Source organism: Bradyrhizobium sp. ORS 375, from assembly GCF_000239775.1.
Taxonomy (GTDB): domain Bacteria; phylum Pseudomonadota; class Alphaproteobacteria; order Rhizobiales; family Xanthobacteraceae; genus Bradyrhizobium.
On the sequence record NZ_CAFI01000159.1, the window covers coordinates 24,209 to 30,208 of the forward strand.

9 protein-coding genes are annotated in these 6,000 nt (G+C 66.0%); 2 read left to right on the forward strand and 7 right to left on the reverse strand.

Annotated features, from left to right (window positions below; all coding sequences use genetic code 11):
- Window positions 1-20: 20 nt before the first annotated feature.
- The 4 genes from BRAO375_RS13830 to BRAO375_RS13845 are packed head-to-tail and all read right to left on the reverse strand — an operon-like array spanning window position 21 to window position 2,544.
- Window positions 21-626: a pyridoxamine 5'-phosphate oxidase family protein gene (locus BRAO375_RS13830; RefSeq protein WP_009028092.1), complete on the reverse strand. Its 606-nt coding sequence runs from the start codon at window positions 624-626 to the stop codon at window positions 21-23.
- 30 nt (window positions 627-656) lie between these two features.
- A complete protein-coding gene (locus BRAO375_RS13835) occupies window positions 657-1,073 on the reverse strand; it encodes a DoxX family protein (protein ID WP_009028093.1) in 417 nt (138 codons plus the stop codon).
- Between the two features lie 36 nt (window positions 1,074-1,109).
- Window positions 1,110-1,463, reverse strand: coding sequence for a hypothetical protein (locus tag BRAO375_RS13840; RefSeq protein ID WP_009028094.1), 354 nt, complete (start codon window positions 1,461-1,463; stop codon window positions 1,110-1,112).
- A 19-nt stretch (window positions 1,464-1,482) separates the two neighbouring features.
- Window positions 1,483-2,544: an alpha/beta fold hydrolase gene (locus BRAO375_RS13845; protein WP_009028095.1), complete on the reverse strand. Its 1,062-nt coding sequence runs from the start codon at window positions 2,542-2,544 to the stop codon at window positions 1,483-1,485.
- A gap of 96 nt (window positions 2,545-2,640) precedes the next feature.
- On the opposite strand from BRAO375_RS13845, the gene BRAO375_RS13850 reads away from it, so the two are divergent.
- On the forward strand, window positions 2,641-2,913 hold the full coding sequence (locus BRAO375_RS13850; protein ID WP_009028096.1) for a DUF2277 domain-containing protein: 273 nt from the start codon (window positions 2,641-2,643) through the stop codon (window positions 2,911-2,913).
- A gap of 27 nt (window positions 2,914-2,940) precedes the next feature.
- Here the strand turns inward: BRAO375_RS13850 and BRAO375_RS13855 are convergent, their stop codons facing one another.
- The 3 genes from BRAO375_RS13855 to BRAO375_RS13865 form a co-directional block, all read right to left on the reverse strand.
- A complete protein-coding gene (locus BRAO375_RS13855) occupies window positions 2,941-3,474 on the reverse strand; it encodes a collagen-like protein (protein ID WP_009028097.1) in 534 nt (177 codons plus the stop codon).
- Between the two features lie 161 nt (window positions 3,475-3,635).
- Window positions 3,636-3,905 carry a helix-turn-helix domain-containing protein gene (locus BRAO375_RS13860; protein ID WP_008964980.1) on the reverse strand — a complete coding sequence of 90 codons (270 nt, stop codon included), beginning with the start codon at window positions 3,903-3,905 and terminating at the stop codon, window positions 3,636-3,638.
- 240 nt (window positions 3,906-4,145) lie between these two features.
- On the reverse strand, window positions 4,146-4,400 hold the full coding sequence (locus BRAO375_RS13865; RefSeq protein ID WP_009028098.1) for a hypothetical protein: 255 nt from the start codon (window positions 4,398-4,400) through the stop codon (window positions 4,146-4,148).
- 308 nt (window positions 4,401-4,708) lie between these two features.
- On the opposite strand from BRAO375_RS13865, the gene BRAO375_RS13870 reads away from it, so the two are divergent.
- Window positions 4,709-5,149: a hypothetical protein gene (locus tag BRAO375_RS13870; protein WP_009028099.1), complete on the forward strand. Its 441-nt coding sequence runs from the start codon at window positions 4,709-4,711 to the stop codon at window positions 5,147-5,149.
- Window positions 5,150-6,000 lie beyond the last annotated feature (851 nt).

The following is a 6,000-nucleotide window of genomic DNA, read 5'->3' on the forward strand; positions in this document are numbered from 1 at the left end:
TTTGCGAATGGATCGCATTCTCATAGCTGATCGCGCCAGCGCGCGTCGGTGACCTCCTGGGGCTCGGGCGTGCCGAGCGCGGTCTGATCATGAATGATCTCGCTGATGCTCGGCATCGCCGAACGCGGCACCTGCGCGTCCTGCGACCACAGTTTGGAGCGCATGACGGCCTTGCCGCAATGGAAGTAGCTCTCCTGCACCTCGATCACCAGCACCGAGCGCGGCGGTTTGCCGAACTCCTCCAGCATCGCCAGCAGCTCCGTATCCGTCGACAGCGACGCCGTGCCGCCGACCCGCAGCGTCTCGTTGATGCCGGGGACGAAGAAGATCACCTGCACCCGGCCGGAGCCTTCGGACACGTTGCGCAGCGTGTCGAGCCGGTTGTTGCCGGGACGGTCCGGGAGCAGCAGGCGCCGATCACCATCGATGTGAACGAAACCCGGATGACCGCCGCGTGGCGAGGCGTCGACACTACCCTCATTGCCCGAGGTCGCAATGACGCAAAACGGCGAGAGCCCGATGAACTTGCGGCTGTGCGCGTCGAGCGCGGGTCGCACCTTGGCGATGACGCGCGGGTTCGGCGGCGGATAGATCGCGGCAAGATCAGGATTGGTTGGGTCGCTCACGGCCGGCCTCCTGTTGACATCGTCTCTCTGCTAGGCCCTGCGCTGCCACGGCCAATCGATCACCCCGGCGCAGTAGAGCGCCCACCAGACGAGCACCGGCTGAAACGCCAGCCGCGGGCCGTGATACAGCCAGCTGCTGCCGAGAACAGGCAGGTCGATGCCGTCGATCGCATGCTTGAAGTTCGCAGGCCAGACGCAGATCGCGTAGGCCGCGAGGCCGATGCCCGCCCAGCGCCGCAGCGGCCTGGTGACCAGCGCCACCGCACCGGCGAGTTCGCAGAGACCGGTCAACAAAATGACCTGCGGCGCGAACGGAACGAAGGACGGCGTGATCCGCAGGAACGGCTCTGGGATTGCCAAATGCGCCACGCCTGCCGCCGTATAGAGCACGGCCATCAGCCAGCGCATGACCGTGCGGGTTCTGTCGTCGCGCAAGCTTTCCGTCATGCGCCGTTTCCAGGGGCTGACCTCACAAGGCTCGCCTCACACCGCATCGGCCGGCACGAAGCAGCTGATGATGATGTCGCCGCGGTGATGGACATACCACACCACGGCCTCGCCGATCGGGTTGCCGCGGTCGCGGATGATGGCGCGTTCCGGCACCGCCATCCAGCGCCCCTCGATCGGCACCCAATAGGTGCCGTCGCGGACGTCATAGGTCGTGCGGTGGCCGTCCGAGACGTCGCAGCACGGCACGCCGTTCGGGGCGATCACGCTCTTGAACCAGGCGCGCACGTCCGGCGGCACGTTGTCGAACTGACCGTTGTCGATTGCGAGCGCCACGGGCGCAGAGGCCAGTGAGCCGAGCATCAGAACGGCCAGCACGATCCCGCGCATTCCCGACTCCTTCTTAAGCCTACATGCCGCGCTGCGGCGTCGTGGCCAGCAGCTCGCGCAGTGGCTCGACGTAGAACTTCGCGTTGCCGGTGGTCAGATGGCCGCGCGTCTCGGCCGAGGCCGGGATCAGCAGCACCTTGCCGTTCTTGACGCGCTTCATCGCCTCGGCGGTGACGTTCGTCTCCGGCGGATTGCGCTCGTCGTCGGCCGAGTTGATCAGCAGCACGGTGGCCTTGATCTTGTCGAGGTCCGCGGATGGATTGTAGTCGTGCGAGGACTCCCATTGATAGATGAAGTCGTTGGCGTCGCTCGGGACCGGCTGGGCCAGCCGCTCCTCGACGATCTTGTCGGCCTTGGCCGCCGTCGGCGCCGCGAGCTGATAGGCCATGGTGCCTCCGGCGGTCGCCGTGCCATAGGCTGCGACCGCATACTTCATCATGCGCGGCTGTGTCGTGTAGTTGCCGCCATTGTAGTCGGGATCGTTGCGGATCGTCTCCAGCATGATCCGGCGCAGCATCCAGTTGCGCGCCGCCATCTCGGTCGGCTGCGAGGCCATCGGCACCGCGATATCCATGAAGTCCGGATAGCGCGTCGCCCACACCCAGCTGTGCATGCCGCCCATCGAATTGCCGATGATCATCCGGATATGCTTGATCCCGAGACCCTCGGTCAGCAGCCGGTGCTGCGCATCGACCATGTCGGCATAGTCATAGGCCGGAAACTTGGTCTTGAGCCCGTCGGACGGCTTCGACGATTTGCCGTGGCCGATGCTGTCGGGGATGATGATGTAGTACTTCGTGGCGTCGAGCGGCTGGTCCTTGCCGAACAATTCGCCGGCGAACGGGGCCACCAGCATGCTCGCACCGGAGCCGCCGGTGCCGTGCAGCACCAGGACAGGCTGGCCGGTCGGTTCGCCGACGGTGGTGTAGTGCAGCTTCAGCTCCGGCAATGTCTCGCCGGTGTGAAACTTGAAGTCCTTGAGGACGATATCGCCCTGCTTCGGGGCGGGATAGTCGGCGGCGCGGGACGGCGCGCAAAAGACCACCAAGGCGGCGATGACGGCGGCGAACGGTCGAAGCATGTGTGTTTCCCCTGCAAAACGCACGGCTCTTTGCGGCCGCGTCCGGGGCATGATAGCACGTTCGGCGATTTGGTTCAGCACCGGATTGTTCCCGCCATGTGCCGCAACATCAAGACGCTGTTCAATTTCGAGCCGCCCGCGACGGAGGCTGAGATTCAAGCCTCGGCGCTGCAGTTCGTGCGCAAGCTCTCCGGCTTCAATGCGCCGTCGCAGGCCAACGAGGCCGCCTTCGCACGTGCGGTCGAGGAGGTCGCCGACGCCGCGCGGCGGCTGCTCGCCTCGCTGCAGACCCAGGCGCCGCCGCGCGACCGCGAGGTCGAGGCGGCCAAGGCGCGCGAGCGCTCGGCGATCAGGTTCGGCCGGTCCTGAGACCGCGCGCCGCCGGCAGACCGCGCGTCAGAACCCGTCGTCGTCAGCGTGGTCGTTGTCAGCGTGGTCGTCGTCGGCGTGCTTGCCGTGCTTCTTCTTCTTCTTTTTCTTGTGCTTCTTCTTTTTCTTCTTCGGCACGTCGATCTCGTGCGGATCGTCGTCCTCGAACGCCTCCTCGAGCGCCTCGTCGTGCTCGGTGGACGCGAAGATGTCGCGCACGGCGATCAGCTGCGCGTCGCGCTCATGCGCCTCGCGATCCCTGTTGCGCTTGTAGTCGTCATAGGCGGCGAAGATCTGCTCGAGCCAGGGCATCAGCTGATCGATCGTCGGCAGCGTGCCCGGCGGTCCTTGTTCGCCACGCGGTCCCTCGGGGCCCGGCTTGCCGGGTGGACCTTGCTCGCCGCGCGGCCCTTGCGGACCGGGCTTGCCCTGTGGTCCGGCCTTGCCGTCAGGGCCGGGCTTGCCGCGCTGACCATCCGGCCCGCGCCGTCCCGGCTGCCCTTGCGGGCCACGTGGACCCACGGGGCCCTGCAGGCCGCGTCCGGCCGGATTTTTCGCCACTACCGCAACTCCGCTACAAACCTGTGATTCGCAGCGAAGCCTAACAGAGCCGCGACGATCGCAGCAATTGCAGCAAGGCTGCGAGGCCGACTGATCAACATCAATCGGCGTCGCATCCTGATGAGTTCCACGCGATGGGATACCGCGTGGCCGCCGTTGGCTCAGGCCGAGTAGGCCGGCACCGCGATGCCGTCGGCCGTGTAGCTGCGGATCTTGTTCCGCAAGGTGCGCACGGGCATGCCGAGCAGCCGCGCGGCGTGGGTGCGATTGCCGTTGCAGCGCGCCAATGTCTGAACGATGAGCTCGCGCTCGATCTCCGACAGGGGCGTGCCGATCAACAGCGGCAGGACCTCCGCCGCGGAGGGCGGCGGTGGCATGACGAGCGGTACGAGTGACGGACTTGCGGCATCGGCTGACAACTCTTGCGACATAACTCCTCCCGATCAACGCCCGCGCCGCCAGGGAAAACGGCGCGAAAACATCGAGACCAACTGAACATCCAGCCCGTAAATCACCGTGGTCGGACAAGGTTAACGGGGCCTTAACACCGGCCTTCGGCCGCTCTTTCACGGCCAAATACCCCGAAATCGCCTTGGTTTCGCGCGGGTCTGGACCCATTTGGACGGAGGGCCGCAATCCCTCCGTCCGGTCGGGCGGGAGAGCGGGCGCCGTCAGAACCTGCAATGGCCGCGGCGGATGAGTTGCTCCTTCATCGCCAGCGCCTCGATGACGCTCGGCACGGCTGTGCTGATCGACTGATAGTTCGCGGGCCACGGCCGGGTCGGCACGCCATTGTCCCACACCTGGCAGAAGCCGGTGTCGTTCCAGCGGATCAGATGGTAGGGCGACGCGCTGGCGGGGCTCGCAGCGGACAGTGCGGCCGCGGCAATGGCGGCGGTGGCGCACAACAGCGAAATGCGTTTCATCAGTAAGGCTCCTCAAATGACTTGCACGGATGATGCGCCGTCCTCGTATGCCGTGTGGCGCGGGGCGGCTGGACCGGGCCTTGCGCCCGACCAACCCTTGGTGTCGATCTCCAGGGAACCGGTTCGATCGCGGACCGCGCTCGGTGATGGCGGCATTTCGAACACACTGGCGGCGGTGCATGCACGCTGCCGCGCAAACGGCTAAATTCGGCCCGATCGATTCGCTTGGTGGGCACGATCGTGAGGCGTGGCCATCGAAAAACCTTGAGCTCGCGCAGTCCTTATTCACCTCGCTGGAGACTTCATCCATGAAAATTGCATCCTTGCTTCGGGGCCTGTTGGTGGCGCTCGTGGCCGCGACCGGCGCCATCCTGCCTGCTACGGCGCGCGCCGATGGCGGCTTCATCACGCTGACCATCTACAAGGCGGGATGGATCATCGGCGGCTCGGGCGGCAGCGGCGTGCTGAACTTCCACGGCCGCGCCTATCCGTTGTCCACCGGCGGCATCGACTACGGCCTCGTGTTCGGCGGCTCGCGCACCGTGCTGCGCGGCCGCGTCAGCAACATCTGGCGTCCGTCCGATGTCGAGGGCGTCTACGGCGCCGCCGGCGCCGGCCTCGCCGTCGGCCGCGGCGTGCGCGGCATCGTGCTGACCAACCAGAAGGGCGCCGTGCTGGAGCTCTCGGGCGAGCAGATCGGGCTCTTGGCCAACGTCGATCTCTCGGGTCTGGCGATCACGATCAGGTAGTTGCGGCATCAACGCTCCGGCGACTAACAGCCCCGTCGTCCCGGCCTTGAGCCGGGACCCATACGCCGCGGCGGATGTGGTTGGGCGAGATCGATGGGCATCGTGCCTCAAACCTCTCCCCGGGGTTATGGGTCCCGGCTCGAGGCCGGGACGACAGCGGGTGGTTTCGCTCACAGCTTCCGCCGCACCGCCTGCAGACATGTGATCGCCTTCCCGCGGCACGTCGTGCCCGAGTGATGCGTCGATCATCTCCCCTCCGAAATACGAGAGGGCGCGGAGAAGGCCGGGAGCCTGCCGCCCCCATGGCCCGCCTGCAGAAAAAAAGCAGGCGGCAGTCACCACAGGTTTGGCCGGAACATCCCAGCCTTCCCCGCGCGATTGGTTTTAACGGTGTCCTTCGTGCTCTCCCTGGGGATCGGCGTTCTTGCCCCCATCGCCCGCGCGCGCCGTCAAGCACCGGCCGCGAACTTGACCTCAGCGTCGAGAGGCCAGGACCACACGACTTCGCCGTCCGTGCCGATTGCGCTCGTCTGGCACAGCCGTCACGTCCATCGCAGCCCACCTCCACGTATCGTGACGACGCGTACGTCCCTCTGCATGAGGTGGGCCGAACGAGACCATCGTGTTGATTTGCCCGACGAGGCAAGGGCGGATGGCTGCGACAAACCAACACGACGGGCAGTTTGCGCATGGGCTGTATGCGGGAAATGCCCGTCGGGCGGAGATGACGATGTTCAAGTGTTGACCGTCAAAGTCTCGGATGAGTTCGCTGAGCGCAGCGCTGCGCGATACAGCGCCCTCTTCCCTTGCGGGAGAGGGCAGCACCGGCGCATCAACGTACTCGCTTGGGG

What these genes read in the sequence shown, in the direction of transcription:
- BRAO375_RS13835 (WP_009028093.1), bottom strand. Translation starts at nt 1,073, where the DNA reads ATGACGGAAAGCTTGCGCGACGACAGAACCCGCACGGTCATGCGCTGG.
- BRAO375_RS13840 (WP_009028094.1), bottom strand. Translation starts at nt 1,463, where the DNA reads ATGCGCGGGATCGTGCTGGCCGTTCTGATGCTCGGCTCACTGGCCTCT.
- BRAO375_RS13845 (WP_009028095.1), bottom strand. Translation starts at nt 2,544, where the DNA reads ATGCTTCGACCGTTCGCCGCCGTCATCGCCGCCTTGGTGGTCTTTTGC.
- BRAO375_RS13850 (WP_009028096.1), top strand. Translation starts at nt 2,641, where the DNA reads ATGTGCCGCAACATCAAGACGCTGTTCAATTTCGAGCCGCCCGCGACG.
- BRAO375_RS13860 (WP_008964980.1), bottom strand. Translation starts at nt 3,905, where the DNA reads ATGTCGCAAGAGTTGTCAGCCGATGCCGCAAGTCCGTCACTCGTACCG.
- BRAO375_RS13865 (WP_009028098.1), bottom strand. Translation starts at nt 4,400, where the DNA reads ATGAAACGCATTTCGCTGTTGTGCGCCACCGCCGCCATTGCCGCGGCC.
- BRAO375_RS13870 (WP_009028099.1), top strand. Translation starts at nt 4,709, where the DNA reads ATGAAAATTGCATCCTTGCTTCGGGGCCTGTTGGTGGCGCTCGTGGCC.